Annotated in this window: 32 protein-coding genes, 8 tRNA genes, 3 rRNA genes and 1 pseudogene; 3 read left to right on the forward strand and 41 right to left on the reverse strand. The window is 42.0% G+C overall.

What is annotated here, in order from left to right:
- Nucleotides 1-19: 19 nt before the first annotated feature.
- From RCG22_RS14690 to RCG22_RS14745, 12 genes are all read right to left on the reverse strand, one after another.
- A tRNA-Lys gene (locus RCG22_RS14690) sits at nt 20-92 on the reverse strand.
- Nucleotides 93-94: 2 nt separating this feature from the next.
- A tRNA-Gln gene (locus tag RCG22_RS14695) sits at nt 95-169 on the reverse strand.
- Nucleotides 170-217: 48 nt separating this feature from the next.
- A tRNA-Tyr gene (locus RCG22_RS14700) sits at nt 218-302 on the reverse strand.
- Between the two features lie 18 nt (nt 303-320).
- Nucleotides 321-396: transfer RNA gene (locus RCG22_RS14705), tRNA-Thr, on the reverse strand.
- 26 nt (nt 397-422) lie between these two features.
- Nucleotides 423-498, reverse strand: a tRNA-Val gene (locus tag RCG22_RS14710).
- 38 nt (nt 499-536) lie between these two features.
- Nucleotides 537-611 (reverse strand) — tRNA-Glu (locus tag RCG22_RS14715).
- A 21-nt stretch (nt 612-632) separates the two neighbouring features.
- A tRNA-Thr gene (locus tag RCG22_RS14720) sits at nt 633-705 on the reverse strand.
- 27 nt (nt 706-732) lie between these two features.
- A tRNA-Asn gene (locus tag RCG22_RS14725) sits at nt 733-807 on the reverse strand.
- A 14-nt stretch (nt 808-821) separates the two neighbouring features.
- A 5S ribosomal RNA gene (rrf, locus tag RCG22_RS14730) occupies nt 822-938 on the reverse strand.
- Nucleotides 939-1,064: 126 nt separating this feature from the next.
- A 23S ribosomal RNA gene (locus tag RCG22_RS14735) occupies nt 1,065-3,999 on the reverse strand.
- Nucleotides 4,000-4,207: 208 nt separating this feature from the next.
- Nucleotides 4,208-5,745: ribosomal RNA gene (locus RCG22_RS14740) — 16S ribosomal RNA — on the reverse strand.
- Together the 16S, 23S and 5S rRNA genes with 8 tRNA genes alongside form the textbook arrangement of a ribosomal RNA operon.
- A gap of 266 nt (nt 5,746-6,011) precedes the next feature.
- Nucleotides 6,012-6,242 (reverse strand): hypothetical protein, encoded by a 231-nt coding sequence (locus RCG22_RS14745; RefSeq protein ID WP_066249478.1) that lies wholly within the window; start codon nt 6,240-6,242, stop codon nt 6,012-6,014.
- 138 nt (nt 6,243-6,380) lie between these two features.
- Here RCG22_RS14745 and pdaB point away from each other — a divergent pair, with 138 nt between their 5' ends.
- Entirely contained in the window at nt 6,381-7,133 is a 753-nt protein-coding gene (pdaB, locus tag RCG22_RS14750) for a polysaccharide deacetylase family sporulation protein PdaB (RefSeq protein WP_308103602.1), read from the forward strand.
- A 27-nt stretch (nt 7,134-7,160) separates the two neighbouring features.
- On the opposite strand, the gene RCG22_RS14755 is transcribed toward pdaB, so the two are convergent.
- Nucleotides 7,161-7,847, reverse strand: a complete 687-nt coding sequence (locus RCG22_RS14755) for a KinB-signaling pathway activation protein (protein ID WP_308103603.1) — start codon at nt 7,845-7,847, stop codon at nt 7,161-7,163.
- Nucleotides 7,848-7,997: 150 nt separating this feature from the next.
- On the opposite strand from RCG22_RS14755, the gene gerD reads away from it, so the two are divergent.
- Nucleotides 7,998-8,603 (forward strand): spore germination lipoprotein GerD, encoded by a 606-nt coding sequence (gerD, locus tag RCG22_RS14760; RefSeq protein WP_308103604.1) that lies wholly within the window; start codon nt 7,998-8,000, stop codon nt 8,601-8,603.
- 92 nt (nt 8,604-8,695) lie between these two features.
- On the opposite strand, the gene RCG22_RS14765 is transcribed toward gerD, so the two are convergent.
- From RCG22_RS14765 to RCG22_RS14775, 3 genes are all read right to left on the reverse strand, one after another.
- Complete coding sequence (locus RCG22_RS14765; RefSeq protein ID WP_308103605.1) at nt 8,696-9,751, reverse strand: Mrp/NBP35 family ATP-binding protein; 1,056 nt, start codon at nt 9,749-9,751, stop codon at nt 8,696-8,698.
- A gap of 133 nt (nt 9,752-9,884) precedes the next feature.
- Nucleotides 9,885-10,610, reverse strand: a complete 726-nt coding sequence (gene cwlD / locus RCG22_RS14770) for an N-acetylmuramoyl-L-alanine amidase CwlD (RefSeq protein ID WP_308103606.1) — start codon at nt 10,608-10,610, stop codon at nt 9,885-9,887.
- A gap of 84 nt (nt 10,611-10,694) precedes the next feature.
- Nucleotides 10,695-11,138, reverse strand: coding sequence for a YbaK family protein (locus tag RCG22_RS14775; protein WP_308103607.1), 444 nt, complete (start codon nt 11,136-11,138; stop codon nt 10,695-10,697).
- Between the two features lie 195 nt (nt 11,139-11,333).
- Here RCG22_RS14775 and RCG22_RS14780 point away from each other — a divergent pair, with 195 nt between their 5' ends.
- Nucleotides 11,334-12,257, forward strand: a complete 924-nt coding sequence (locus RCG22_RS14780; protein WP_308103608.1) for a nuclease-related domain-containing protein — start codon at nt 11,334-11,336, stop codon at nt 12,255-12,257.
- A 347-nt stretch (nt 12,258-12,604) separates the two neighbouring features.
- Here the strand turns inward: RCG22_RS14780 and rpsI are convergent, their stop codons facing one another.
- The 25 genes and pseudogenes from rpsI to rpsQ all read right to left on the reverse strand — a co-directional run bounded on the left by rpsI (nt 12,605) and on the right by rpsQ (nt 26,601).
- Complete coding sequence (gene rpsI, locus RCG22_RS14785) at nt 12,605-12,997, reverse strand: 30S ribosomal protein S9 (RefSeq protein ID WP_098262311.1); 393 nt, start codon at nt 12,995-12,997, stop codon at nt 12,605-12,607.
- A gap of 20 nt (nt 12,998-13,017) precedes the next feature.
- Nucleotides 13,018-13,455 (reverse strand): 50S ribosomal protein L13, encoded by a 438-nt coding sequence (gene rplM, locus RCG22_RS14790; RefSeq protein ID WP_066249453.1) that lies wholly within the window; start codon nt 13,453-13,455, stop codon nt 13,018-13,020.
- A 254-nt stretch (nt 13,456-13,709) separates the two neighbouring features.
- Nucleotides 13,710-14,450: a tRNA pseudouridine(38-40) synthase TruA gene (gene truA, locus RCG22_RS14795; RefSeq protein ID WP_098262312.1), complete on the reverse strand. Its 741-nt coding sequence runs from the start codon at nt 14,448-14,450 to the stop codon at nt 13,710-13,712.
- A 12-nt stretch (nt 14,451-14,462) separates the two neighbouring features.
- Entirely contained in the window at nt 14,463-15,260 is a 798-nt protein-coding gene (locus RCG22_RS14800) for an energy-coupling factor transporter transmembrane component T family protein (RefSeq protein ID WP_098262313.1), read from the reverse strand.
- On the reverse strand, nt 15,257-16,126 hold the full coding sequence (locus tag RCG22_RS14805; protein ID WP_308103610.1) for an energy-coupling factor ABC transporter ATP-binding protein: 870 nt from the start codon (nt 16,124-16,126) through the stop codon (nt 15,257-15,259). The genes RCG22_RS14800 and RCG22_RS14805 overlap by 4 nt, the downstream gene beginning before the upstream one ends.
- Nucleotides 16,102-16,941 (reverse strand): energy-coupling factor ABC transporter ATP-binding protein, encoded by an 840-nt coding sequence (locus tag RCG22_RS14810; RefSeq protein WP_308103611.1) that lies wholly within the window; start codon nt 16,939-16,941, stop codon nt 16,102-16,104. The genes RCG22_RS14805 and RCG22_RS14810 overlap by 25 nt, the downstream gene beginning before the upstream one ends.
- Before the next feature lie 288 nt (nt 16,942-17,229).
- Complete coding sequence (gene rplQ / locus RCG22_RS14815; protein ID WP_024027884.1) at nt 17,230-17,592, reverse strand: 50S ribosomal protein L17; 363 nt, start codon at nt 17,590-17,592, stop codon at nt 17,230-17,232.
- A 55-nt stretch (nt 17,593-17,647) separates the two neighbouring features.
- Entirely contained in the window at nt 17,648-18,592 is a 945-nt protein-coding gene (locus RCG22_RS14820) for a DNA-directed RNA polymerase subunit alpha (protein ID WP_098262316.1), read from the reverse strand.
- A 176-nt stretch (nt 18,593-18,768) separates the two neighbouring features.
- Nucleotides 18,769-19,158, reverse strand: coding sequence for a 30S ribosomal protein S11 (gene rpsK / locus RCG22_RS14825; RefSeq protein WP_075689916.1), 390 nt, complete (start codon nt 19,156-19,158; stop codon nt 18,769-18,771).
- A gap of 22 nt (nt 19,159-19,180) precedes the next feature.
- The gene (gene rpsM, locus RCG22_RS14830; RefSeq protein WP_026565543.1) at nt 19,181-19,546 is read right to left on the reverse strand and encodes a 30S ribosomal protein S13; all 366 of its coding nucleotides are present in this window, start codon (nt 19,544-19,546) and stop codon (nt 19,181-19,183) included.
- 24 nt (nt 19,547-19,570) lie between these two features.
- Complete coding sequence (gene rpmJ / locus RCG22_RS14835) at nt 19,571-19,684, reverse strand: 50S ribosomal protein L36 (RefSeq protein ID WP_000868344.1); 114 nt, start codon at nt 19,682-19,684, stop codon at nt 19,571-19,573.
- A 38-nt stretch (nt 19,685-19,722) separates the two neighbouring features.
- Nucleotides 19,723-19,941, reverse strand: coding sequence for a translation initiation factor IF-1 (gene infA / locus RCG22_RS14840; RefSeq protein WP_007085268.1), 219 nt, complete (start codon nt 19,939-19,941; stop codon nt 19,723-19,725).
- 276 nt (nt 19,942-20,217) lie between these two features.
- The gene (locus RCG22_RS14845) at nt 20,218-20,868 is read right to left on the reverse strand and encodes an adenylate kinase (protein WP_098262317.1); all 651 of its coding nucleotides are present in this window, start codon (nt 20,866-20,868) and stop codon (nt 20,218-20,220) included.
- A 58-nt stretch (nt 20,869-20,926) separates the two neighbouring features.
- Nucleotides 20,927-22,221: pseudogene (gene secY, locus RCG22_RS14850) on the reverse strand (preprotein translocase subunit SecY).
- Nucleotides 22,221-22,661: a 50S ribosomal protein L15 gene (gene rplO / locus RCG22_RS14855; RefSeq protein ID WP_066249428.1), complete on the reverse strand. Its 441-nt coding sequence runs from the start codon at nt 22,659-22,661 to the stop codon at nt 22,221-22,223. The pseudogene secY and the gene rplO overlap by 1 nt, the downstream one beginning before the upstream one ends.
- Before the next feature lie 32 nt (nt 22,662-22,693).
- Nucleotides 22,694-22,876, reverse strand: coding sequence for a 50S ribosomal protein L30 (rpmD, locus tag RCG22_RS14860; RefSeq protein ID WP_066249425.1), 183 nt, complete (start codon nt 22,874-22,876; stop codon nt 22,694-22,696).
- Between the two features lies 1 nt (nt 22,877).
- Nucleotides 22,878-23,390, reverse strand: a complete 513-nt coding sequence (gene rpsE, locus RCG22_RS14865) for a 30S ribosomal protein S5 (protein ID WP_308103613.1) — start codon at nt 23,388-23,390, stop codon at nt 22,878-22,880.
- Between the two features lie 24 nt (nt 23,391-23,414).
- Nucleotides 23,415-23,777: a 50S ribosomal protein L18 gene (rplR, locus tag RCG22_RS14870; protein ID WP_098262320.1), complete on the reverse strand. Its 363-nt coding sequence runs from the start codon at nt 23,775-23,777 to the stop codon at nt 23,415-23,417.
- Between the two features lie 32 nt (nt 23,778-23,809).
- On the reverse strand, nt 23,810-24,346 hold the full coding sequence (gene rplF / locus RCG22_RS14875; RefSeq protein WP_098262321.1) for a 50S ribosomal protein L6: 537 nt from the start codon (nt 24,344-24,346) through the stop codon (nt 23,810-23,812).
- 32 nt (nt 24,347-24,378) lie between these two features.
- Entirely contained in the window at nt 24,379-24,777 is a 399-nt protein-coding gene (gene rpsH / locus RCG22_RS14880; protein ID WP_098262322.1) for a 30S ribosomal protein S8, read from the reverse strand.
- A gap of 29 nt (nt 24,778-24,806) precedes the next feature.
- Nucleotides 24,807-24,992, reverse strand: a complete 186-nt coding sequence (locus RCG22_RS14885) for a type Z 30S ribosomal protein S14 (protein ID WP_034676107.1) — start codon at nt 24,990-24,992, stop codon at nt 24,807-24,809.
- 24 nt (nt 24,993-25,016) lie between these two features.
- Complete coding sequence (rplE, locus tag RCG22_RS14890) at nt 25,017-25,556, reverse strand: 50S ribosomal protein L5 (protein ID WP_098262323.1); 540 nt, start codon at nt 25,554-25,556, stop codon at nt 25,017-25,019.
- Between the two features lie 28 nt (nt 25,557-25,584).
- On the reverse strand, nt 25,585-25,893 hold the full coding sequence (rplX, locus tag RCG22_RS14895; RefSeq protein WP_098262357.1) for a 50S ribosomal protein L24: 309 nt from the start codon (nt 25,891-25,893) through the stop codon (nt 25,585-25,587).
- A 35-nt stretch (nt 25,894-25,928) separates the two neighbouring features.
- Nucleotides 25,929-26,297 (reverse strand): 50S ribosomal protein L14, encoded by a 369-nt coding sequence (gene rplN, locus RCG22_RS14900; protein WP_026565532.1) that lies wholly within the window; start codon nt 26,295-26,297, stop codon nt 25,929-25,931.
- A 40-nt stretch (nt 26,298-26,337) separates the two neighbouring features.
- Nucleotides 26,338-26,601 carry a 30S ribosomal protein S17 gene (gene rpsQ, locus RCG22_RS14905; protein WP_098262324.1) on the reverse strand — a complete coding sequence of 88 codons (264 nt, stop codon included), beginning with the start codon at nt 26,599-26,601 and terminating at the stop codon, nt 26,338-26,340.

Consider the following 26,601-nt stretch of genomic DNA (forward strand, 5'->3'; position numbering starts at 1 on the left):
GTCCTTTACTGTAATTATATGAGCCATGAAGGACTCGAACCTTCGACCCTCTGATTAAAAGTCAGATGCTCTACCAACTGAGCTAATGGCTCTCTGGCTGGGCTAGCTGGATTTGAACCAACGCATGTCGCAGTCAAAGTGCGATGCCTTACCGCTTGGCTATAGCCCAATAATGATGTGATAAAATATAGTATGTCCAACTTTTTTTAAAATATAATGGTGGAGGGGGACGGATTCGAACCGCCGAACCCGGAGGGAGCGGATTTACAGTCCGCCGCGTTTAGCCACTTCGCTACCCCTCCATATTAACTTTAAAAAAGTGGTGCCGGCGAGAGGACTTGAACCCCCAACCTACTGATTACAAGTCAGTTGCTCTACCAATTGAGCTACCCCGGCGTATAGTAGTTTACATAATAAAATTATGGTGGAGGATGACGGGCTCGAACCGCCGACCCTCTGCTTGTAAGGCAGATGCTCTCCCAGCTGAGCTAATCCTCCACAGAATGTAAGTTACTCTCGCTTCTGCGAAAAAACTTTGGTGACCCCTACGGGACTCGAACCCGTGTTACCTCCGTGAAAGGGAGGTGTCTTAACCGCTTGACCAAGGGGCCATACTATTATTAAAATAGGTAAGCTTCCAAGCGGGCTCGAACCGCTGACCTCTTCCTTACCATGGAAGTGCTCTACCTACTGAGCTATGGAAGCATAGCTAAATATCAATCTACATAAAAATGGCTCCGCAGGTAGGACTCGAACCTACGACCGATCGGTTAACAGCCGATAGCTCTACCACTGAGCTACTGCGGAATAATAATATTTTAGCCTGGCAACGTCCTACTCTCACAGGGACGCGTGTCCCAACTACCATCGGCGCTGAGAAGCTTAACTTCCGTGTTCGGTATGGGAACGGGTGTGACCTTCTCGCCATTACTGCCAGACTATTTTCAAGACATATTTTATTATAATGCCTTTTTAAAATTTTTCAAGAGGAAAAATAAATTTTTTTCATTCCCTCAAAACTAGATAATGCAGAAGAAGTTGTAAAAACGAGTTCGCTTTAAAAATTGGTTAAGTCCTCGAACGATTAGTATCAGTCAGCTCCACATGTTACCACGCTTCCACCTCTGACCTATCAACCTGATCATCTTTCAGGGTTCTTACTAGCTTGCGCTATGGGAAATCTCATCTTGAGGGGGGCTTCATGCTTAGATGCTTTCAGCACTTATCCCGTCCGCACATAGCTACCCAGCGATGCCCTTGGCAGAACAACTGGTACACCAGCGGTGCGTCCATCCCGGTCCTCTCGTACTAAGGACAGCTCCTCTCAAATTTCCTGCGCCCACGACGGATAGGGACCGAACTGTCTCACGACGTTCTGAACCCAGCTCGCGTACCGCTTTAATGGGCGAACAGCCCAACCCTTGGGACCGACTACAGCCCCAGGATGCGATGAGCCGACATCGAGGTGCCAAACCTCCCCGTCGATGTGGACTCTTGGGGGAGATAAGCCTGTTATCCCCGGGGTAGCTTTTATCCGTTGAGCGATGGCCCTTCCATGCGGAACCACCGGATCACTAAGCCCGACTTTCGTCCCTGCTCGACTTGTAGGTCTCGCAGTCAAGCTCCCTTGTGCCTTTACACTCTGCGAATGATTTCCAACCATTCTGAGGGAACCTTTGGGCGCCTCCGTTACTCTTTAGGAGGCGACCGCCCCAGTCAAACTGCCCACCTGACACTGTCTCCCACCCCGATCAGGGGTGCGGGTTAGAATTTCAATACAGCCAGGGTAGTATCCCACCGACGCCTCCACCGAAGCTAGCGCTCCGGTTTCTCAGGCTCCTACCTATCCTGTACAAGCTGTACCAAAATTCAATATCAGGCTACAGTAAAGCTCCACGGGGTCTTTCCGTCCTGTCGCGGGTAACCTGCATCTTCACAGGTACTATAATTTCACCGAGTCTCTCGTTGAGACAGTGCCCAGATCGTTACGCCTTTCGTGCGGGTCGGAACTTACCCGACAAGGAATTTCGCTACCTTAGGACCGTTATAGTTACGGCCGCCGTTTACTGGGGCTTCGATTCAGAGCTTCGCTTGCGCTAACCCCTCCTCTTAACCTTCCAGCACCGGGCAGGCGTCAGCCCCTATACTTCGCCTTGCGGCTTCGCAGAGACCTGTGTTTTTGCTAAACAGTCGCCTGGGCCTATTCACTGCGGCTCTTCGAGGCTATTCACCTCAAAAAGCACCCCTTCTCCCGAAGTTACGGGGTCATTTTGCCGAGTTCCTTAACGAGAGTTCTCTCGCTCACCTTAGGATTCTCTCCTCGCCTACCTGTGTCGGTTTGCGGTACGGGCACCATTTATCTCGCTAGAGGCTTTTCTTGGCAGTGTGGAATCAGGAACTTCGGTACTAAATTTCCCTCGCTATCACAGCTCAGCCTTAGTGAGAAGCGGATTTGCCTACTTCTCAGCCTAACTGCTTAGACGCGCATATCCAACAGCGCGCTTACCCTATCCTCCTGCGTCCCCCCATTGCTCAAACGATAAAGAGGTGGTACAGGAATATCAACCTGTTGTCCATCGCCTACGCCTTTCGGCCTCGGCTTAGGTCCCGACTAACCCTGAGCGGACGAGCCTTCCTCAGGAAACCTTAGGCATTCGGTGGATGAGATTCTCACTCATCTTTCGCTACTCATACCGGCATTCTCACTTCTAAGCGCTCCACCAGTCCTTACGGTCTAGCTTCAACGCCCTTAGAACGCTCTCCTACCACTGACATCTAAGATGTCAATCCACAACTTCGGTGATACGTTTAGCCCCGGTACATTTTCGGCGCAGAGTCATTCGACCAGTGAGCTATTACGCACTCTTTAAATGGTGGCTGCTTCTAAGCCAACATCCTGGTTGTCTAAACAACTCCACATCCTTTTCCACTTAACGTATACTTTGGGACCTTAGCTGGTGGTCTGGGCTGTTTCCCTTTTGACTACGGATCTTATCACTCGCAGTCTGACTCCCACGGATAAGTCTTTGGCATTCGGAGTTTGTCTGAATTCGGTAACCCGATGAGGGCCCCTAGTCCAAACAGTGCTCTACCTCCAAGACTCTTACTACGTGAGGCTAGCCCTAAAGCTATTTCGGAGAGAACCAGCTATCTCCAAGTTCGATTGGAATTTCTCCGCTACCCACACCTCATCCCCGCACTTTTCAACGTGCGTGGGTTCGGGCCTCCATCCAGTGTTACCTGGACTTCACCCTGGACATGGGTAGATCACCTGGTTTCGGGTCTACGACCACATACTCATACGCCCTATTCAGACTCGCTTTCGCTGCGGCTCCGTCTCTTCAACTTAACCTTGCATGGGATCGTAACTCGCCGGTTCATTCTACAAAAGGCACGCTATTACCCATTAACGGGCTCTAACTACTTGTAGGCACACGGTTTCAGGAACTATTTCACTCCCCTTCCGGGGTGCTTTTCACCTTTCCCTCACGGTACTGGTTCACTATCGGTCACTAGGGAGTATTTAGCCTTGGGAGATGGTCCTCCCTGCTTCCGACCGGATTTCTCGTGTCCGGCCGTACTCAGGATCCACTCAGGAGGGAACGAAGTTTCGACTACAGGGTTTTTACCTTCTATGACGGACCTTTCCAGGTCGCTTCATCTACCCCGTTCCTTTGTAACTCCATGTTGAGTGTCCTACAACCCCAAGAGGCAAGCCTCTTGGTTTGGGCTATGTCCCGTTTCGCTCGCCGCTACTCAGGGAATCGCGTTTGCTTTCTCTTCCTCCGGGTACTTAGATGTTTCAGTTCCCCGGGTATGCCTTCCATACCCTATGTATTCAGGTAAAGATACTGTTCCATTACGAACAGTGGGTTCCCCCATTCGGAAATCTCCGGATCAAAGCTTACTTACAGCTCCCCGAAGCATATCGGTGTTAGTCCCGTCCTTCATCGGCTCCTAGTGCCAAGGCATTCACCGTGCGCCCTTTCTAACTTAACCTAAAAGGTTTATAACTCTTACTTACATAAGAGAGAAAAACTAAAATGGCGTTTACTCGATGTTTACTTTACTTCTTCTTACGATTATCTAGTTTTCAAAGAACGATTAAAAAAGCTTTGAGAGATTGTACTCTCAAAACTAAACAAACAAAGATCGCGTCACAAACAAACTGTTTTGTCTGGCTCACAGGTCCAGCTTTATTCCTTAGAAAGGAGGTGATCCAGCCGCACCTTCCGATACGGCTACCTTGTTACGACTTCACCCCAATCATCTGTCCCACCTTAGGCGGCTGGCTCCTTACGGTTACCCCACCGACTTCGGGTGTTACAAACTCTCGTGGTGTGACGGGCGGTGTGTACAAGGCCCGGGAACGTATTCACCGCGGCATGCTGATCCGCGATTACTAGCGATTCCGGCTTCATGCAGGCGAGTTGCAGCCTGCAATCCGAACTGAGAATGGTTTTATGGGATTGGCTAAACCTCGCGGTCTTGCAGCCCTTTGTACCATCCATTGTAGCACGTGTGTAGCCCAGGTCATAAGGGGCATGATGATTTGACGTCATCCCCACCTTCCTCCGGTTTGTCACCGGCAGTCACCTTAGAGTGCCCAACTGAATGCTGGCAACTAAGATCAAGGGTTGCGCTCGTTGCGGGACTTAACCCAACATCTCACGACACGAGCTGACGACAACCATGCACCACCTGTCACTCTGTCCCCCGAAGGGGAACGTCCTATCTCTAGGAGTGTCAGAGGATGTCAAGACCTGGTAAGGTTCTTCGCGTTGCTTCGAATTAAACCACATGCTCCACCGCTTGTGCGGGCCCCCGTCAATTCCTTTGAGTTTCAGCCTTGCGGCCGTACTCCCCAGGCGGAGTGCTTAATGCGTTAGCTGCAGCACTAAGGGGCGGAAACCCCCTAACACTTAGCACTCATCGTTTACGGCGTGGACTACCAGGGTATCTAATCCTGTTTGCTCCCCACGCTTTCGCGCCTCAGCGTCAGTTACAGACCAGAAAGCCGCCTTCGCCACTGGTGTTCCTCCACATCTCTACGCATTTCACCGCTACACGTGGAATTCCGCTTTCCTCTTCTGCACTCAAGTCCCCCAGTTTCCAATGACCCTCCACGGTTGAGCCGTGGGCTTTCACATCAGACTTAAAGGACCGCCTGCGCGCGCTTTACGCCCAATAATTCCGGACAACGCTTGCCACCTACGTATTACCGCGGCTGCTGGCACGTAGTTAGCCGTGGCTTTCTGGTTAGGTACCGTCAAGGTACCGGCAGTTACTCCGGTACTTGTTCTTCCCTAACAACAGAGCTTTACGACCCGAAGGCCTTCATCGCTCACGCGGCGTTGCTCCATCAGACTTTCGTCCATTGTGGAAGATTCCCTACTGCTGCCTCCCGTAGGAGTCTGGGCCGTGTCTCAGTCCCAGTGTGGCCGATCACCCTCTCAGGTCGGCTACGCATCGTCGCCTTGGTGAGCCGTTACCTCACCAACTAGCTAATGCGCCGCGGGCCCATCTGTAAGTGTCAGCCGAAACCGACTTTCAGCTTTTCCTCATGAGAGGAAAAGGATTATCCGGTATTAGCACCGGTTTCCCGGTGTTATCCCAGTCTTACAGGCAGGTTGCCCACGTGTTACTCACCCGTCCGCCGCTAACCACCGAAGTGATTCGCTCGACTTGCATGTATTAGGCACGCCGCCAGCGTTCGTCCTGAGCCAGGATCAAACTCTCCAAGAAAGTTGATTAGCTCATTTGTTACGTTGGCTTAGTTTCATTAATGAAACTAAAAATTTTTGTTTGTTTTGCACGATTTTGTTTGTTTAGTTTTCAAAGAACAACCACTCCGTCACCAAAAAGCGACTTTATTAATATATCACTTGCAAAACATAATGTCAACAACTTTTTTTCAAATTGTTTTTAACGTCAGCAGCGACGCTTATTAATATACCAAGATACTATTTAATTGTCAACGGTTCTTATTCAAAAAAGTATAAAGTTTTTTCCTAACCCTTTTTCCGATCCTTTTTCCCTCTTCTCATATACTTTAAACAATCATGTGGAGAAGCAACCCGCCTAAACAGTGTAAATAAAACCTTATATCTTTCTTCCATCGATCTTTTTACAATATGATCTATGCGATCATCCCTTAAATCAAATAGTATTTCATCCATTTCTCTTTTAATAAGGTATTCCATTTCTTTTACTTCTTTATCATTTATTAGAAGCCCAAACATTGAATAACCTCCAGCGAAATATCTAGTTATAGTAGTCTTTTCCAATTATTGAAAAATTATAATAAAATTTTTCTAATCATATTCTTAAATGTACGGGCATAGGTTGAGACAAGGACAGTATTGGACGAGGTGGGGACAATGAAATTCTTTTTTGTATTTAACGGGAAGTCTTTGAAGAACATTTCACTCATTTTAATTGCTGCATTTTTTACAGCATGGTTCCTCTATATAGAGAATCTTGCACAAATTCCTGTCTTTTCAACAAAAGATGGCCCAAAAGCTGTTTATCGAGGGGAAAAAGATCTTGCCCTTACTTTTAATATTGGATGGGGTGATGAAAAGGCGGAGCCGATTTTAGATACGCTAAATAAAGAAGGCGTAAAAGCCGCTACTTTCTTCTTAGCCGGTTCCTGGGCAGAGAGACATCCGGATATTGTTAATCGAATTGTAAAGGATGGTTATGAAATTGGCATTCTTGGTTACGAATACAAAGACTATCGAGATTTGGAGGATGTAAAAATTGGCCAAGATATTTCGAAAGCACAAGAAGCCTTTCGGAAGTTAAATGTGAAAAATATTAAATTACTTCGTGCGCCAACTGGCCATTTTGATGAGAGAACCTTAAAGATCGCTGAAAGATATGGATATACAGTTGTCCATTGGAGTGTGGATTCAAAGGATTGGAATAATCCGGGGGTACCAGCCATAGTTAAAAATGTGAATACAGCAGACAAAGGGGATATTATTCTCCTCCATGCTTCTGACTCAGCAAAACAAACCGCAAAAGCACTGCCGTTGATTATGAAAGGTATTCAACAAAAAGGGTTAAACCTTATTTCAGTATCAGAAATGATTGCAAATGGAGAGGCAAGTTCAAGAGAAATTAGATGATTTCACATAATAAAACCGTCCAACCTATTAAATGGACGGTTTTTTTGTCTTTTTCAAATTGGCTGTATTTTTGGATTTAGCAGGAGATTGATTTGCTCTTTTTTGTCTATCCTGCTCAGATTGCAGATTTAATTTGTGAAGAATTAGAAGTTGATAGGCATTACATGCTACCAAAGCAAACATCATCAGGTATAGCCAGCTCTGTTCATTAACACGAAGAACTGGTACCCACTCAACTAATGTAACCACAATCATAAAAAACATGGCCGGTATAAACGCATCCCGATTCGTCTGTTTGATTTTATACCAAGCCACAGTCAAACCAACGACCAACAAAATAGCAGCTGGACCAAAGTAGGGAAGAATGGAATCGTCCGGGCCGGCAAAGTTTTCGTAGCGTAAATAAACTAAATCAAATAAACCAAACAGAATAAGGACGACTTGTACAGCATTCCACAGTGAAACTGATTTAAAGATTCCTAGTCCAAACCGGTGAATCGTTAAATATGCGAAAAAGCCCATTTGGCTGATAACACTAAACAAAAAGCCCATGACAATTAACCAAATTAACGTTGATAAGATATCAATGAGTTTAAATTCAGTAAAATAAGGCTGAAACTCATTCCAGCGAACAATAAAGCCCACAATAGCCGTCGTGAGTCCGCCGACTAATAATGTATTCAAAAATAATTTTACCCAATTACGGCTCGTCACACGATAAACCTCCATACTACAAATATAGATAACATTATGATTGTACCAATCCAAATTTGAAAAATCCATAATTTATATTTGCTAACGAATAATCTCTCTACAGTTACTACATGCTAAACTTAAGGATTTTTATGTGAAAGGGGCTTATTAATGAAAGCGAAAAGCATGGTGCTCCTCCTGCCCATCATGGTGTTCCTTACCAGTTGTTCTTCCAGTGATACCAGCGGCGGAGGACAAGTTGATTACGAAGCAACGAAGAAAATGGTTGTTGATATTCTAAAAACGGATGATGGTAAGAAAGCCATTCAAGATGTGATGTCAAGTGATAGCATGAAAGAAAAACTGGTGATGGACCAAAAGGTTGTCTCTGATACCATCCAGCAAACACTTACTACAGATAAAGCAAAAGAATACTGGAAAAAAACATTTAGTGATCCGAAATTTGCACAAAGTATTTCAAAAAGTTTAAAATCAGAAAATAAAAAATTACTGAAGGAACTAATGAATGACCCGGAATATAGAGGAATGATGGTGGAAGTTTTTAAAGAACCCGAAATCCAAAAACAAATGACAGATGCACTAAAAAGCAAAGAATATCGCACACATCTCCAAAAGGTAATTACGGAAACGGTTGATAGTCCTTTATTTAAAGCTAAAATACAAGAATTACTCTTAAAAGCAGCAGAGGAAGCAAATACGAAATCATCATCGAGCGATAAGGGAAACTCAAGTAGCAATCAATCCGGGGGGCAGTAAGAGCGTCCAAGGCAGTTGAAGCCAGATCGTAAAATACTTATCAAAAAAATAGAAGCCTTTTCCGCACTGGAAGAGGCTTCTATTTCGTGTATCTATTTTTTTAGCAAGCCAGTTACTTTTTCAGCTATTTCTAAATATATTTTTCCAATCTGATGGTCATCTTGATAGATCGATGGCGCAAAGTCTTCCTCGTTCCAATCAGGCTGATTTAGAGGCAGACGGCCAAGAACTTCTGTATTCAATTCTTCCGCTAATTTATCGCCGCCACCTTGGCCAAATACATATTCTTTTTCGCCGGTTAATTTACTTTCAAAATATGCCATGTTTTCAATGACACCAAGAATCTCATGGTCCGTTTTCAGAGCCATTGCACCCGCACGTGCAGCTACAAAAGCAGCCGTTGGATGCGGTGTTGTTACAATCACTTCTTTACATGCAGGAAGCATAGTATGAACGTCTAATGCGACATCCCCTGTTCCAGGCGGTAAATCTAATAGTAAATACTCGATGTCGCCCCATTCTACTTCATTAAAGAAGCTGTTTAACATTTTCCCTAACATCGGCCCACGCCAGATAATCGGTGAATTATCTTCGACAAAGAAGCCCATTGAAATGACTTGTACACCAAAACGTTCAACAGGAATGATCTTTTCCCCTCTAACAACAGGTCTTTCTGTAATTCCCATCATATCTGGAACACTAAATCCATAAATATCCGCATCAATAAGTCCAACCTTTTTGCCTAGACGTGCTAGTGCAACGGCAAGGTTAACCGATACAGTTGATTTACCCACTCCGCCTTTTCCACTTGCGATCGCAATGAAGGTGGTCTTCTTTGAATGAAGCAAGTTTGTATCATTTGTTTCTGATTGTGCTTGGCGGTTTGCCGCTAGCACTTCTTCAGGAAGCTCCGTAAAACGAATACCAACCGATGCCGCTCCTTCTTCTTTTAACAAACTAACAATTTGTGTTTGCAGTTGGAGCTGTTCAGCAGTACCTGTCTTGGCGATGGCCACTTTAACACTGACATGGTTTTTTTCTTCTTTAATCTTTATTTCGACAATAGCATTTAATTCAGCTAAGGTTTTATGTAAAAATGGTTCTTGGAGGCTGCCTAGAACCTCATGGACTCTTTCTTCTGTTAACATAAAAAAGCACCTCACATTTTGAATTCGTTTCCATCTCTCAGTATAACATAATCACACTCGGAAACAGTTAAATGAATCACACGTATTTTTAAGAGGACTTTCCTTCGTAAAAAAATAGAAGGTGAACTCACCTTCAATAATCTGGTTCAACTAATTCTTTTTCATTCGTGTAATATCGAGTTATTCCTTGATAAATCGATATGGCAATCTTCTCCTGATAGGCATCCTTTTTTAAATTTTCCTTTTCTGTTGGATTGGATAAAAAGCCGACTTCAACTAAAATACCTGGCTTCTTGGCATTCTTTAAAATATACACGTTATTGATTGGCTTGGCTCTGCGCGTGGTGTTCTCTAAGTTTTTTCGAAGTTCTTCCTGCACAAACTTTGCGGCCTTAGCATTTTCCTTAAAATAAGGCGCATAAAAGGTTTGTGCCCCGCTCCATCTGGAAGAAGGAATTGCATTTAAATGAATGCTGACAAAGAAATCATTGTCACCGTTATTTATCATGTTTAGTCTATTTTTTAAATCTTCAACTTTTCTTCTACTGTAACCCCTTGTATCAGACGCGGCTAAATCTTTATCGGATTCTCTAGTCATAATAACGAGCGCACCCTGCATTTGCAGGTAACCTCTGACTTTCTTGGTAATCTTTAAGGCAATATCTTTTTCCAACGTTTGCCCCGTTCCTGCACCGCCATCCGGCCCGCCATGGCCAGGGTCAAGTAAAATGATTTTTCCCGACAACGGAAGATTCCACGCATTCAACGAGTCATCTTCGGCAAAGTCGTACTGTAAAACGAAAAACAACACAAATAAACCAACGATAAAACTTATGATTTTTAATCTTCGCTTTGACACCCCAATCATTCCTTCCCGCTCGTCCCTTTTCACTTAACTATATGGGACAAAGGGGGTATTTAGAACAGGAAGAAATGTTGGACCTTAATGGAGCCGGAGCTTATGACGCCTTTGCCCTTTTTCGTAGCCTTCTCTCCACCAAATATGGATGTATTGCTCACATAGATAATATAGCGACTCACTCATCGTACCCTCTTCACCGCTGCCCCAATAGAGGAAAAAATTATAGAGGGTATCAATTAAATGTTTTTCTTCTCGGTAGCAGCGCTTGCGAACCTCATCTAGGTTCTCGCCATAATAACCAAACTTGCTGAATTTTGCCCCTAATAAAAAGGACTCAAGTGCGATGTCGTAGCATGCTTCTTCAATTCCAGTATTCATTACTAAGTTTGAGACAATTCTTGTTGATCCAAAGTATTGTTGGACTCGTTCTTTCAATGTATTGATCGATAGTTCCCGAAGGACCGAACGCTCGTATTTTATCTGTTTTTCCCGTTTTTTTTCTTTAAAGGTCGTAATTACTGTCACTACTTTTCACCTCTTAGAACTATTCTTTATCTGGCGTTCAGAAGAAATGCAAAGTTCCGGTCGTTTTAAGTTGCCAATTTTTATCGGATGATTTGGGGGTGGGGTGATAATTGTTAACAAAGAATTCAAACTATTGTTGCATTACTTTTTGTAAAATGAAGGTGGAGTATTTTAAAATGAGAATGGATGTGGGACATGCCGACCTTAAAGCCTCGTACGAAGTCAAAGGAATATCAGATACTGAGCTTTTTAAATGCACGAATGGATTTACCTGCTACAGATAAGCTGCATTATGAAAACCTTGAAAAAGGGTACAAGGGTGAGTTGTTCTTTGACCAGTTAACTTTGATGCTTCAAAATGATTTATACATATTAAATGATTTGTGCCTCCAGACGAACGGTTTTTTTCAAATTGATACATTAATCATTGCTCAACATACCATCTACCCCTATGAAATAAAAAACCATGAGGGAGATTATAGGTATGAATTAGGAAATTTCTATCCTAAATTATCTAAGAATGAAATAAGTAATCCTCTGCACCAATTAAATCGAGGTAAGTTACACCTCCGTCCCTTACTTAAAAGTCTTGGCTTTTATTTGCCACTTGAAGGTGACGTGGCCTTTGTCAACCCCAATTTCACCTTATATCAAGCCCCATTAAACGAACCCATAATACATCCCACTCAGCTTAATAACCTGATGAAAAAATTAAACGAAATCCCGTCAAAGCTAACGGACCGCCACAAAAGGCTGGCTGACCAATTAATCTCAATGCATCAAACCGATTGCCCCTTTACCCGTTTACCACATTATAGCTATGATCAATTGCAAAAGGGGCCTCTTTGCACGGATTGTTACTCATTACTTTGTTTTGTTGATGAAAGTAAGAAGATTCTGGTGTGTAATAAATGCGGGCACAAGGAGTTGGTCGATTTAGCCGTCCTACGGTGCGTGGAGGAGTTAGAACTTCTATTCCCTGATATGAAAATTACTACGAATCTCGTTCATGACTGGTGTGGGGTGGTTGGGTCTAAGAAAACCATACGGAGAGTACTAATGCAAAACTATAAGTCCATTGGAGAAAGGCATTATAGGTATTTTGAAAAAATTAAATGATAAAAATACCTATGTATCCTGAACAGTATGAGGCCCTTTCATTTTCGGTGAAGGGGCTTTGTTTTTTATTAAGGATATGGTACCTGCTTGCATTTACCGTTGAGGTGCTTTTACTCCTTGCCTCGGTAAATGGAGACCAATTTGATTTACCACAGAGGCACTTTTATCCCTTGCCTCGGTAAATGGGGACCAATTTGATTTACCACAGAGGCCCTTTTATCCCTTGCCTCGGTAAATGGAACCTTTTCCTAATTTAAAAGATGTCCTTACCACTTTACCCGATATTTATATAACTCACAAAAAAAACCCCCAACCAAAATGGTTGAGAGCCTTTGAAACGCCAAAAATTAACGTTTTGAGAACTGAGGCGCACGACGAGCACCTTTAAGACCGTATTTTTTACGCTCTTTCATACGTGGATCACGAGTTAATAATCCAGCGCGTTTTAATGTTGGACGGTATTCTGGGTCAGCTTGTAGTAATGCACGAGCTACACCATGACGGATTGCTCCAGCTTGACCAGTGTATCCACCACCGCTTACGTTTACAAGAACATCATAGCTGCCAACTGTTTCAGTAGCTACTAATGGTTGTCTTACAACAACACGTAATGCTTCAAATGGGATATAATCTTCGATTTCACGACCATTGACAATAATTTTTCCTGTGCCTGGTACTAAACGTACACGTGCTACAGAACTTTTACGGCGACCTGTACCGATATATTGAACTTGTGCCAAGTTAATTCCCTCCCTCTTTATTAACCGCGAAGTTCGTAAACTTCAGGTTGTTGTGCTTGGTGCGGATGTTCGCTGCCAGCATATACATGTAATTTTTTAAATGTTTGACGGCCAAGAGAATTCTTTGGAAGCATACCTTTAACAGCAAGCTCGATCATTTTCTCAGCATAGTTAGTACGCATTTCAAGAGCTGTTCTAGTTTTTAAACCACCTGGGTGCATTGTGTGACGGTAGTAAATCTTGTCAGTCAATTTCTTACCAGTTAGTTCTACTTTAGATGCGTTAAGAATAATCACATGATCACCAGTGTCAACATGTGGTGTAAAAGTTGGTTTGTTTTTACCACGTAGGATTGCTGCTACTTCAGAAGCAAGACGACCAAGAGTTTTGCCTTCAGCATCAATCACGTACCATTTACGCTCGATAGTGTTGGCATTTGCCATAAACGTTGTACGCATGAGTTTCCCTCCTAATTTAAATCCATTAAAGATTATTGTTTTCGCACTTTCAAAGCAGTTAGCGTTCCATTCTGTTCCGGGAATGAACGGCTACTACCCTTGTGCGGTTAAGTTTGTATTCATATATTTTCAATCACGATTAAGACTTTCCGGGGCTTTATCGTGGGATTAAAAACACGCACATATAATATAATAAGTTCTTCAAGCTAATATGTCAAGAAAATGTTACACCAGGTAAAGTTGTTTACACTTTTTTATTCATAAAATACTTGCCAAAGATATAATCCTTGGGGTGGAGCAGTCTTTCCCGCTAGCCTCCGGTCTTTGTGAGCTAAGATAATCGGAATATCTTCAGGACTGCGTTCACCTGAGCCCACCTCTAACAGTGTTCCCACCAAGATACGTACCATATTATACAAAAAGCCATTCCCTTTAAAACGAATCGTCAGTAAATCATCCTTAAGGGTAAAGTCAATGGAATCAATCCTTCGAACTTTATCTTCTACTTCCGTTTTTGCCGCACAAAAACTTGTAAAGTCGTGAGTACCCAGAAAAAATTTACTTGCCTGCTCCATCGCCTTTAAATTTAATGGGTATGGAAATTGGTAGGCAAATTTCCGCTGAAAAGGATCTCGTTTTTGAGATAAACGAAGGACATAGCGGTATTCCTTCCCTTTAGCGTCAAAGCGGGCATGAAAAGAGTCGGGTACAGAACCAACTGATAAAACGGAAAGATCTTCCGGCAGCATTGAATTCAATGCCCGTTCCCATTTATCAGCAGGAATATGCAGTGGAGAATCAAAGTGAATGACTTGTCCTTTTGCATGGACACCGGCATCGGTTCGACCTGAAGCACTGACTCTCACGGGTTCGCCCTTATGCATTTTTGTTAAAACTGCTTCCAAAACAGACTGCACGGTCCGCTTATTCGGTTGGACCTGATAGCCGGAAAAGCCCGAACCGTCATAACTAATGATAGATTTATACCTTGGCATCGTTTCGCTCCATTATGAACGTAATAAAATGAGTAGGATGGTTAGAAGGACTAAGAGCCCCAACTGGAAGGAATCTGCATTTTTCCAGGATAATTCCCTGTACTTTGTTCTTCCTTCCCCGCCTCGATAACCTCTAGCTTCCATTGCAATCGCTAGTTCTTCCGCCCGTTTAAAGGAGCTGACAAACAAAGGAATAAGCAGTGGAATGACGGCTTTAATGCGCTCCTTAAAAGGCCCGCTTGCAAACTCCACGCCTCTGGCAATCTGCGCCTTCATAATTTTATCCGTTTCCTGCATAAGTGTAGGAATAAAACGTAAGGAAATCGACATCATCAACGCCATTTCGTGGACAGGGAAACGGATCTTATTCAACGGATGTAATAGTGTTTCAATTCCATCGGTAATCTCAATTGGTGTAGTAGTTAACGTCAGCAGTGACGTCATTAGAATTAAGAAAAAGAATCGGAAGGAAATAAAAATCCCCTGTCTGACCCCTTCTTCGTAAATTTTAATCGGACCTAATTCAAATAAAAGCGTACCTTCTTTTGTAAAAAACAGTTGCAGCACTAAGGTGAAAAGAACGAGCCAGATAACCGGTTTCAGACCCCCGTATAAAAAACGTACAGGAATGCGCGACAAGCCAAGCATTAAGAAAGTATAAATTCCAATAAGTGCATAGGTTACGGCATTATTTGCTAAAAAAATAACGCATACAAACAGAAAGATAATCAGCAATTTTGAGCGGGGGTCCATTTTATGAATAATCGAATCCGCCGGGACATAGCGTCCAAAAATCATTTTTTCCATCATGAGCGTACACCTCTGCTTATTCTTTTTGTTACAGCAGAAGACAGTTCATCAATGGTTAGAAAAATTTTCTCTAATTTCATATCGAGTTTTTCCTCAAGCATTAGTTGAAAACGAACGACCTCCGGAACATCTAGCCCCATTTCAACAAGCTCAGTTGGAGCAGAGAAGATTTCTTCCGGTGTCCCTTTTTTAACTACCTTCCCTTGCTGCATAATCACAATTTGATCTGCGTATCTTGCCGCATCCTCCATACTATGTGTGACAAGGATGGTAGACAGCTTTCTTTCCTTATGGAGGGAATAGAACATATCCATAACCTCTTTACGTCCCCTGGGGTCTAATCCTGCAGTAGGCTCATCCAGGACAATGACATCGGGTTCCATGGCTAGCACTCCGGCAATTGCCACGCGCCTCATTTGTCCACCCGAGAGATCGAATGGTGATTTCTCTAGTATTTCTTCCGCTAGCCCCACTTGCCTTAAAGCAATGCGTGCCCGCTCCTTTGCTTCCGTTTCAGAAACTCCGAAATTCAACGGTCCAAAAATAATGTCTTTTTCGACCGTTTCCTCAAATAACTGGTGCTCAGGAAACTGAAAGACAATCCCGACCCTTTGCCGGATTTTTTTTAAGTTCTTATTTTTCTGCGAAGCAACTATTTCATGTTCCCCAATCTCAACTGTACCCTTTGTGGGTTGTAGGAGCGCATTTAAATGCTGCAAGACTGTTGATTTCCCTGAACCAGTATGACCAATAATCGCCATATACTCACCTGTTGGAATATCAATCGACACATCCTCTATGGCCAGTCGTTCAAAAGGAGTATTTTTTTGATAACGATATTCTACATGTTTGAGCGAGATGTCCATAACTCTTTCACCAACTCTTCTTCCGATAAATAATGCTTCGCTAGGTCAATTCCTTGATCCCTGAAAGCTTTGGTCATTTTCACTGAAAAGGGAATATCTAACCCTAACTGAACTAATTGTTCATCCATGGAGAAAATCTCTTCAGGTGTTCCTTCACGGAAGACTTCTCCTTTGTTCATGACAATAATCCGATCCGCCTTGGCTGCCTCTTCTAAGTCATGAGTAATGGAAATAACGGTCAAAGATTTCTCTTCTTTTAATAACCGAACGGTCTCCAACACTTCTTCACGTCCTCTAGGATCAAGCATCGAAGTGGCTTCATCAAGAATAATGATCGACGGTCTTAGTGCTAGCACACCTGCGATAGCTACTCGTTGCTTTTGTCCGCCTGATAGATGGTGGGGCTCTTGATATAGAAACTTTTCCATCTTTACCTTCCTAAGCGAATCCTCGACTCTTTGTATCATTTCGTCTCTAGGAATGCCGTTATTTTCTAGACCAAAAGCCACATCATCCTGCACTGTAGTTCCGACGAACTGGTTATCAGGATTTTGAAAGACCATCCCTAATTTTTTTCGGATATCCCAAATTGATTCCTCATTAAGCTCTATCCCACAGACATGAATTTGGCCACTTTGTGGAAATTGCAGGCCATTTAGAAGTTTTGCCATTGTTGATTTACCTGATCCGTTATGGCCGACGATGGCAAGCCACTCTCCCTCATATATATCAAAAGAGACGTGATTCAGAGCATAACGTTCTTGTGTATCGTATTGAAATGAAACATCGTTAAGAGATACAATCGAATTTTTCATCAGATATTTCCTCCCCTCAGCTAATCTATTCTCATCTTATCTATTTCTATATATAAAAAAAAGCCTGCACCTCGTCCCTATGCAGCTTCGTTTAACTGCAATATAAGGAATTTCTATAAAAGAAATAGGAGGAGGTGCATGAGCTAGACGAGTCGTAATTAATTTAATTCGCTCATCATAACACTCTTTTGGGCTTGGGTCTAACACGATATAAAGTTCAATTACAGAAAAAGGGCAAAGAACAAGTTTGATTTTAAACTGTCCAGCGCCCTTGTTGTCTGTAAGTGATTAAACTAACTCGATAATAACCATTGGTGCACCATCGCCGCGGCGTGGTCCAAGTTTCATAATTCGAGTGTATCCACCTTGACGCTCTTGATAACGTGGAGCGATATCAGCGAAAAGTTTTTGTAATGCACTTGTATTATTTTCAGCATCAGCAACTTCATTACGAACATATGAAGCAGCTTGACGACGAGCATGTAAATCACCGCGTTTACCTAAAGTGATCATTTTCTCAACAGTCACACGAATTTCCTTCGCACGGGTTTCTGTTGTTTCAATGCGCTCATTGATAATTAAATCTGTAGTTAAATCACGTAGCATAGCTTTACGCTGTGCACTTGTGCGTCCTAACTTTCTGTATGCCATGAAGGGTTCCCTCCTTTGTTGAAGTCATAAGTCGGATGAATAGCTATACTAAAGATCAGTCGTCTTTACGTAAGCCTAATCCAAGCTCTTCTAGTTTTGCCTTCACTTCTTCAAGTGATTTGCGGCCTAAGTTACGAACTTTCATCATATCTTCTTCAGTCTTATTAGCTAATTCCTGAACAGTGTTGATTCCGGCACGCTTTAAGCAGTTGTATGAACGAACAGAAAGGTCTAGTTCCTCAATTGTCATTTCCAGAACTTTTTCCTTTTGATCTTCTTCTTTTTCAATCATGATTTCAGCATTTTGTGCTTCGTCAGTTAAACCAACAAATATATTCAAATGCTCGGTTAAAATCTTCGAACCAAGAGCAATCGCTTCTTTTGGTCCAGTGCTTCCATCGGTCCATACATCAAGAGTCAACTTGTCAAAATTAGACATTTGACCAACGCGTGTATTTTCTACTTGAAACTGCACACGTGAAACTGGTGTAAAAATGGAATCGATTGGAATCACACCGATTGGTTGATCTTCTCTTTTGTTTTGAACAGCTGGTGTATATCCACGTCCACGTTTAGCTGTCAAACGCATGCGAAGATGACCATTTGCAGCCAATGTAGCAATATGAAGATCTGGATTTAAAACCTCAACATCACTATCATGAGTGATATTTCCAGCTAATACAGGGCCTTCACCTTGTACATCAAATTCAAGTGTCTTTTCTTCGTCAGAGTAGATTTTTAAAGCTAGTTTTTTAATGTTCAAAATGATAGATGTTACATCCTCTACGACGCCTTCAATTGTTGAGAACTCATGAAGTACCCCATCGATCTGAATCGATGTAACCGCGGCACCTGGGAGTGAAGATAATAGGATACGACGTAAGGAGTTACCCAAAGTGGTACCATATCCACGCTCAAGTGGCTCTACGACAAACTTACCGTACTTAGCATCGTCGTTGATCTCAATCGTTTCGATTTTTGGTTTTTCTATTTCGATCATCCAATAACCCTCCTTCAAAACGTCGAAACTTCAAATTAGCTTATTTACTAATAGAAAGTCCCCATGTATACGTTCCCGTTTTGTGCACAACAACTGGAATAAATCTTCTGTAAGAGTGCAAAAAATTAATATCATATCCCATTATAGACATATGATACAGAATCTATACAGAAAAATTAAACACGACGACGTTTTGGTGGACGGCATCCATTATGAGGAACAGGAGTAACGTCTTTAATTGCAGTTACTTCTAGACCAGCAGCTTGAAGAGCACGGATAGCCGCTTCACGACCAGCACCAGGTCCTTTTACAGTAACTTCTAAAGTTTTCATACCATGTTCAATGGAAGTCTTAGCTGCTGTTTCAGCCGCCATTTGTGCAGCAAATGGTGTAGATTTACGTGAACCTCTAAATCCAAGAGCACCAGCACTTGACCATGAAATTGCATTACCATGTACATCAGTAATTGTTACAATCGTATTGTTAAAAGTTGAACGAATATGAGCAATACCAGCTTCAATATTCTTTTTAACACGACGTTTACGTGTATTCGTTTTACGTGCCATTTAAATTAACCTCCTTTACCGATTACTTCTTCTTGTTCGCTACAGTCTTACGAGGACCTTTGCGAGTACGAGCGTTGTTTTTCGTATTTTGTCCACGAACTGGTAAACCACGACGATGACGTAATCCGCGGTAACAGCCGATTTCCATTAAACGCTTAATGTTAAGAGAAATTTCACGGCGAAGGTCACCTTCAACTTTTAATTTGTCGATGATGTCACGGATTTTGTTTAATTCGTCTTCTGTTAAATCACGTACACGTGTATCTTCAGAAACACCAGCTTCTGCTAGTACTTTTTGTGCAGTATTTTTACCAATTCCATAAATGTAAGTTAAAGAGATAACAACACGTTTTTCACGTGGAATATCTACACCAGCAATACGTGCCATAGAAAATGCGCACCTCCTTCAAAATTAACCTTGTTTTTGTTTATGTTTAGGGTTTTCACAGATAACCATAACTTTTCCGCGTCTACGGATAACTTTACACTTCTCGCAGATCGGTTTAACAGATGGTCTTACTTTCATTATTATCCTAACCTCCTTAGTAGTACGGAGTGCAAGCATTATTTAAAGCGGTAAGTAATTCTTCCGCGTGTTAAGTCATATGGAGAAAGCTCAACAGTCACTTTGTCACCCGGAAGGATCCGAATGAAATGCATTCGTATTTTACCAGAAACATGCGCTAGCACGGTATGACCATTTTCTAATTCTACCTTAAACATCGCATTCGGCAATGTTTCAATGACTTTACCTTCAATTTCAATTACATCATCTTTGGCCATCGATCTCGTCTCCCTTCTTATCAAAGATAGTGAATACAGATTATACAACTCTTCTCGTTCGTACTCAAATAGCAACCTTATAATAGTAACATATTGTTCTTCTTCTGTCCGCAAGTAAATTCTACATAATTGGGAATTTACAATTCCCCATGTAAGTCTTGCCCAACTCTCGGTCCTACATACTCAGTACAAGAGAAAAGCCGTTTGCTTTCACATACTTTTGATTCTTAGTGAAGAGATGGTCGAGAGTCGCTCGTACGGTTTTACTATCGGTCATTAATGTAAGTCCCTAAGTAATTGCTCGATATCAGCGAATACCTTGTGAATATCCTGCTGACCATCAATCGTACGAAGATAACCTTTTGTTTTATAAAAAGTTAATAATGGTTCTTGTTGTTTGATGTTTACGTCTAATCGATTTTGAACTGTTTCTTCATTATCATCTGCACGTTGGTATAACTCACCGCCGCAGCGGTCGCATACACCCTCTTGGTTAGGAGGATTAAAGATTAAATGATAAGTTGATCCACATTCTTTACAAATTCTACGGCCTGTCAAACGTTCCATTAATAATTCTTTATCAACAGTAATATTAATTACGTAGTTAATTTTTTTATTCAAATCATTTAAAAGATTTTCCAACGCATCTGCTTGAGGTACAGTTCTAGGAAATCCATCTAAAAGGAATCCCTTTTGACAATCTTCCTTGCTTAATCGTTCACGAACAATGCCGATAGTTACTTCATCAGGAACTAATGCACCCTTATCCATGAATGATTTTGCTTGTAAGCCTAGTTCTGTTCCTTCTTTCATCGCTGCACGGAACATATCTCCAGTAGAGATATGAGGGATGCCGTATTGCTCTACGATTCTCTCAGCCTGCGTACCTTTACCGGCACCTGGAAGCCCCATTAATACTAAATTCACACGTGTTCCCCCCTCGTGCTTTAAATAGGTTTTAGGGAGCTTTTGTCCCCTAAAACCTTTATTTAATAAAACCTTTATAATGACGTTTAACTAATTGAGCTTCAAGCTGTTTCATCGTGTCAAGTGCAACACCGACAACGATAAGCAAGCTTGTTCCCCGATTTGCGCCGATTGCGGAAGATTAGCAATGTTAATAAATAACATAGGTAATACTGCAATCACAGCTAAGAAGAGTGCACCAACAAACGTTAAACGATATAAGACGCGTGTTAAGTATTCTTGCGTACTCTTTCCTGGACGAATACCTGGGATATAGCCACTTTGCTTTTGCAAGTTTTCCGCTGCTTGTTCAGGGTTAACTTGGATAAATGCATAGAAATAAGTAAACGCAATAATTAACGCCGCATATAGCGTCATCCCGATTGGATGAGAATAGTCAAATATCTTTGTAATCCATAGTGTCACATCATTTGTTGGAAAAAATGATGCAACTGTTCTTGGTGTTACAATGAACGAAACCGCAAAGATAACAGGAATTACACCCGCAGCATTAACTTTTAATGGCATATGAGTGGATTGTCCTCCTACCGGATTACGTCCAGCAACTACGCGTTTTGCATATTGAATAGGTATCTTACGATTAGCTTGTTGGATAAAGATAACACCAACAACGATAGCTATAACAGCAAGTGCTATTAATACTACAGTAATAATACGTAAGAATAATGCCTCGCCTGCATTCTCAAATTGCTGTACATAAATTTGATTAATAGTCGATGGCATACCAGCAACAATCCCGGCAAAGATGATAATAGAAATTCCATTACCAACACCTTTTTCGGTAATTTGTTCCCCTAACCACATTAAAAATGCTGTACCAGCAGTTAAGACAACTGCGATTAGCAAATAAGTGCCAACTCCGGGATTTTGAATCAATTGACCGCTGGCTAAATTATTAAAGCCATAGGACATACCTAATGCTTGGATAAAACCAAGCACAATTGTAAAATATCGAGTGAATTGTGCAATCTTACGACGACCAGATTCACCTTGCTTTGACCATTCCGTGAATTTCGGTACAACATCCATTTGCAGGAGTTGAATAATAATCGAAGCAGTGATATACGGCATGATACCCATTGCAAAGATGGAGAATTGTTTTAATGCTCCACCACCAAAAGTATTCAAAATACCAAAAACGCTAAGTTTATCTTGATTTGCTAGTACATCTGCATTTACATTCGGCACTGGGATAAATGTACCTAATCGAAATACGATTAACATTAAAAGGGTGAATATGATCTTACGTCTTATCTCACCCACGCGCATAAAATTGGAGATTGTCTGGAACATTAGATCACCTCAGTGGTTCCACCGGCAGCTTCGATCGCTTCCTTAGCAGCAGAGGAGAATTTGTGAGCTTTAACAGTCAACTTGTTCTCTATTGTCCCTTTAGCAAGAATCTTGATTCCTGCTTTTTCGTTACTTACTACGCCTGTTTCGATAAGAAGTTCTGGAGTAACTTCTGTACCTTCAGCAAAGCGGTTTAAAGCATCAAGATTTACTACTGCATATTCCTTACGGCTGAAGTTAGTAAATCCGCGTTTTGGTAAACGACGATATAAAGGTGTTTGACCACCTTCAAAACCTAGACGTACACCGCCACCCGAACGAGCATTTTGACCTTTATGACCTTTACCGGCAGTTTTTCCTTGACCAGAACCGATACCGCGTCCTAGACGCTTACGGTCTTTACGAGAACCCTCAGCAGGTTTTAGTTCATGAAGTTTCATATTGGCACCTCCTTATGAAAGAAAACAATTAATTATTGTTCTTTAACTGTAACAAGGTGAGCAACTTTGGTAATCATACCGCGAATAGCAGCGTTATCTTGATGCTCAACTGTTTGATTTAATTTACGTAATCCAAGAGCTTTAACTGTATCACGTTGATCGCCTGGACGGCCAATCAAGCTGCGAGTGAGGGTAATAGATAGTTTATTCGCCATTTTATTTCCCCCCGAATCCTAACAGTTCTTCTACTGATTTACCACGTAGTTTTGCTACGTCTTCAGCACGTTTTAATTGTGTTAGTCCATCAATTGTTGCACGAACCATGTTAATAGGAGTATTTGTTCCTAATGACTTAGAAAGGATATCAGCTACTCCGCCTAACTCAAGAACGGCACGAACTGGTCCACCAGCGATAACTCCTGTACCTTCAGAAGCAGGTTTTAGAAGAATTTCGCCAGCACCAAAGCGTCCGATTACTTGGTGAGGGATGGTTGTTCCAACCATTGGTACTTCGACTAAGTTTTTCTTTGCATCTTCGATGGCTTTACGAATAGCATCAGGTACTTCTTGAGCTTTACCAGTACCGAAACCAACGTGACCGTTTTTGTCGCCTACAACAACAAGGGCTGTGAAGCGGAAACGACGTCCACCTTTAACAACTTTCGCAACACGGTTAACCGTGACTACGCGTTCTTCTAGTTCAAGTTTGTTTGGATCAATACGACGCATCTTTTTGTGTCCCTCCTTTGTCTTTTAGAATTGTAAGCCGTTTTCACGGGCAGCATCAGCTAATACTTGAATACGTCCATGGTATAGGTATCCGCCACGATCAAAGACAATAGAAGTGATACCTTTTTCTACCGCACGTTTAGCAACTAATTCTCCGACCATTTTAGCAGCTTCAACATTATTTGTTGATTCTAAAGTGAAGTCTTTATCTAAAGTAGAAGCACTTGCTAAAGTTACTCCGTTAATGTCATCAATTATTTGAGCATAAATGTGTTTGTTAGAGCGGAACACATTTAGACGTGGACGAGCTGAAGTTCCGCTAAGTTTCGCACGAACACGAGCATGTCTTTTCTTGCGAGTAGCGTTTTTATCAAGCTTCGTAATCATTTACGTCACTCCTTTCGTTTACCTATGAGGCATTACTTACCAGTTTTACCTTCTTTACGACGAACAAATTCACCTTCGTAACGAATTCCTTTACCTTTATAAGGCTCAGGAGGACGTACTCCGCGAATATTCGCTGCCAATGCACCAACACGTTCTTTGTCAGTACCTTTGATAATGATTTTTGTATTTGCAGGAACCTCAATCTCAAGACCTTCTTCAGGTTCGATCTCAACTGGATGAGAGTATCCAACGTTTAATACAAGTTTGCTACCTTGCTTTTGAGCACGATATCCAACCCCGATTAACTCTAAGCCTCTAGTGAAGCCAGTGGATACACCTTCTACCATGTTCGCAAGCACAGCACGAGTTGTACCATGTAATGCGCGGTGTTCCTTCACATCAGAAGGACGAGTGATCGTTACAAGGTTCTCTTCCACGTTGATAGTGATATCAGAGTGGAAAGTTCGAGTAAGTTCACCTTTAGGTCCTTTTACTGTAACAGTGTTGTTATTTAAAGTAACTGTTACTCCTGCTGGAATAACAATTGGTTTTTTTCCTACGCGAGACATTTAGTGCACCTCCATTCATTCAAAAAGCTCAATTACCAAACGTAAGCTAATACTTCTCCGCCGATTTGTTTTGCACGAGCTTCTTTATCTGTAATAACACCTGTAGATGTTGATACTAATGCGATACCAAGACCGTTAAGAACACGTGGTACCTCAGTTGATTTTGCGTAAACTCGAAGTCCAGGCTTGCTTATGCGCTTAAGACCAGTAATAACTCGTTCGTTATTAGCACCGTATTTTAAGAAGATACGGATGATACCTTGTTTGTTGTCTTCAATAAATTCGACATCACGTACGAAACCTTCGCGCTTTAAAATTTCAGCAATTTCTTTTTTCATATTAGAAGCAGGCACTTCTAACTTTTCGTGACGCACCATATTCGCATTACGAATGCGAGTAAGCATATCAGCAATTGGATCTGTCATGACCATTATTTTTACCTCCTTCCCAGACTTGGGTTTTACCAGCTAGCTTTTTTAACACCAGGAATTTGTCCTTTGTACGCTAATTCGCGGAAACAAATACGACAAAGCTTAAATTTACGATATACAGAGTGTGGACGGCCACAACGTTCGCAGCGTGTATACTCTTGTACTGCATATTTAGGCGTGCGCTTTTGTTTCGCAATCATTGACTTTTTAGCCACGTTTTCGCCTCCATTATTTAACGATTACTTTTGGAATGGCATTCCAAATTGAGTTAAAAGTTCACGAGATTCTTCATCAGTATTAGCTGTCGTTACGATAACGATATCCATACCACGAACCTTGCTTACTTTATCATAATCAATTTCAGGGAAGATTAATTGTTCTTTAATCCCTAATGTATAGTTACCGCGACCGTCGAATGCTTTTTTAGAGATACCACGGAAGTCACGTACACGAGGTAAAGAAACTGAAACTAATTTATCCAAGAATTCGTACATGCGCTCACCGCGAAGTGTAACTTTTGCACCGATTGGCATACCTTCACGAAGACGGAAGCCAGCGATCGATTTTTTCGCACGTGTTACGACAGGTCTTTGACCTGTGATTGTTGCAAGTTCGTCAACTGCGATATCGAGTGCCTTAGCATTAGCAACTGCGTCACCAACACCCATGTTCACAACGATTTTCTCAAGTTTAGGAACTTCCATCACTGATTTATAGTTGAACTTGCTCATTAGAGCAGGAGTAACTTCTTTAACAAATTTCTCTTTTAGGCGGTTCACTTATTGTACCTCCCTTCTTAATTTTAAACTATTTATCTAAAATTTCACCGGATTTTGCTACGCGTACTTTCTTGCCATCTACCGTAGTGGAACCTACACGAGTCGGGTTACCTGACTTAGGATCGATAGGCATTACGTTCGATACATGAATTGGAGCCTCAAAGCTGATGATTCCGCCTTGTGGATTCACTTGTGAAGGTTTTGAGTGTTTCTTCGCAATATTCACACCTTCTACTAGTACACGGCTTTCTTTAGGATAAGCAGCAAGGATTACTCCTGTTTTGCCTTTATCCTTTCCAGAGATGACTCTTACTTTGTCACCTTTTTTCACATGCATCATTAAGCACCTCCTTAAAGGCATTTGAATTTAAATTATAATACTTCTGGAGCTAGAGAAACAATTTTCATAAAGTTGTTGTCGCGAAGTTCACGAGCAACTGGTCCGAAGATACGTGTTCCACGTGGGCTCTTATCATCTTTGATAATTACACATGCGTTTTCATCGAAACGAATGTATGAACCGTCAGGACGGCGAGCACCGCTCTTTGTACGAACAATAACTGCTTTAACAACGTCACCTTTTTTAACAACGCCACCTGGTGTTGCTTGTTTTACTGTGCAGACGATAACGTCACCAATACCAGCAAATTTGCGACCTGAACCACCAAGAACTTTAATCGTTAATACCTCACGAGCACCAGAGTTGTCAGCAACTTTTAAACGTGATTCTTGTTGAATCATGTGTGTAACCTCCCTTCGGAATGAAGCTTAATCCGAACAATTAAATAATAACTGCTTTTTCTATAACTTCAACTAAACGGAAACGCTTAGTAGCTGAAAGCGGACGAGTTTCCATGATGCGTACTACGTCGCCGATTTTTGCTTCGTTTTGCTCATCATGAGCTTTATACTTTTTAGAATACTTAACGCGTTTACCATATAAGGAATGCTTTTTTTGTGTTTCAACAAGAACTGTAACTGTTTTGTCCATCTTGTCAGAAACAACGCGTCCTGTATAAACTTTACGTTGGTTACGTTCACTCAT

Origin of the sequence: Neobacillus nitrireducens (genome assembly GCF_030915405.1) — a bacterium.
GTDB lineage: Bacteria > Bacillota > Bacilli > Bacillales > Cytobacillaceae > Neobacillus.